General features: G+C 62.6%; 1 protein-coding gene and 1 pseudogene. One reads left to right on the top strand and one right to left on the bottom strand.

Annotated features, from left to right (window positions below; all coding sequences use genetic code 11):
• Positions 1 to 92 (bottom strand): annotated as a pseudogene (locus tag AB0M20_RS45085) (23S rRNA (adenine(2058)-N(6))-methyltransferase Erm(B)); the annotation flags it as partial.
• A gap of 587 nt (positions 93 to 679) precedes the next feature.
• Here AB0M20_RS45085 and AB0M20_RS45080 point away from each other — a divergent pair.
• A complete protein-coding gene (locus tag AB0M20_RS45080; protein WP_364307780.1) occupies positions 680 to 1015 on the top strand; it encodes an STAS domain-containing protein in 336 nt (111 codons plus the stop codon).
• Positions 1016 to 1117: the final 102 nt, after the last annotated feature.

The raw sequence follows: 1117 nt of genomic DNA, 5'->3' as shown, positions 1-1117 counted from the left end.
TGTTCATTTAATCTTATATTTGTCATTATTTTATCTATATTATGTTTTGAAGTAATAAAGTTTTGACTGTGTTTTATATTTTTCTCGTTCATTACCCAGGACGCGCTGCGGCTGCTTGCTTCCTGGGCCGCCACACAGCAGGCCAGCACGGTGGCAGGGTAAGCCGCGGCCCCGCCCCGTGCGCCGGTACCTACCGGACCTGATGGAAAAGTCCACGACGCATCATCGACCGAGCAGGTTCTTCAACCAAGATCTGCGCTCGGAGCAGGCGGTCGAGTGCTACCGGCGATGGATGGGCCCGCGCCATCAAGACCCGCTGCGCGCTGCAGGATCGGGTACGAGGCCAGGCCCGGCGACCCGGACGGCCGAAACCGGCCCGCTTGCGGGAGTGACAGCGGCAGCGCCGGCGGGCAGCCGAGGCGTCTTGCTCCGGCATCTGTCCTGCGGCCCACAAGCGAGCGTTCGGCGTGGTCCCGAATCCTGTGGTGTGTGATGTGAGCATTTGATCCGGCACGAACCCGTCCCGCTGCGCAGGACGCATTGTCGCCACAAGCCGCCTTGCGCTGCCACGTTTACAGCGTAAAGTCGGACCGGCCACCGCAGTTCGCGGTGTCGAGTATCGGAGGCCAAGGTGCGCATGAGCTCTCGCAGCGTGGTGCACCCGCTGAGGTCACCCGCGATGACGTGTGCCGCAGCCGCCGACCAGCCGGAGATCACGGTCGCCCTCACCAGCGCCGTCTGCCGCGTAGTCACCGCCTCGATCAGCGGCGACATCGACATGCTCACCGCAGTCCGGTTACAGGCATCGCTGATCGATGCGATCGATCTCCATCAACCGCGAGTCCTCATCATCGACATCGCAGCGGTTGCCTTCTTGGATGCGGCCGGCATGACCGCGCTCGTGCGCACCCGCCTGCACAATGGACAGGTCAAGGTCAGGTTGGTCAACGCCCAGCCGCTCGTCGCCAAGTCGCTGGCCATCGTCGGACTGGCGGTTTCCCTGCTCGAATGCTGACAGCACTCCGGCCGAAGTCCAGCAAGCCTTCTCGGTTTGGTGGCCGATGCGACCGGTATCGACGCGCGGCGAGCAGTGAAGACACTCGATTTGTCGCCAGGC

Origin of the sequence: Actinoplanes sp. NPDC051633 (genome assembly GCF_040681735.1) — a bacterium.
Classification (GTDB): Bacteria; Actinomycetota; Actinomycetes; order Mycobacteriales; family Micromonosporaceae; genus Actinoplanes.
Note: the sequence above shows the minus strand (reverse complement) of the source record. Positions and strands in the feature narration are given on the sequence as shown.

Bases quoted from the DNA above. Each gene is read 5' to 3' on its own strand.
- AB0M20_RS45080 (WP_364307780.1), top strand. From the start codon at position 680: ATGACGTGTGCCGCAGCCGCCGACCAGCCGGAGATCACGGTCGCCCTC.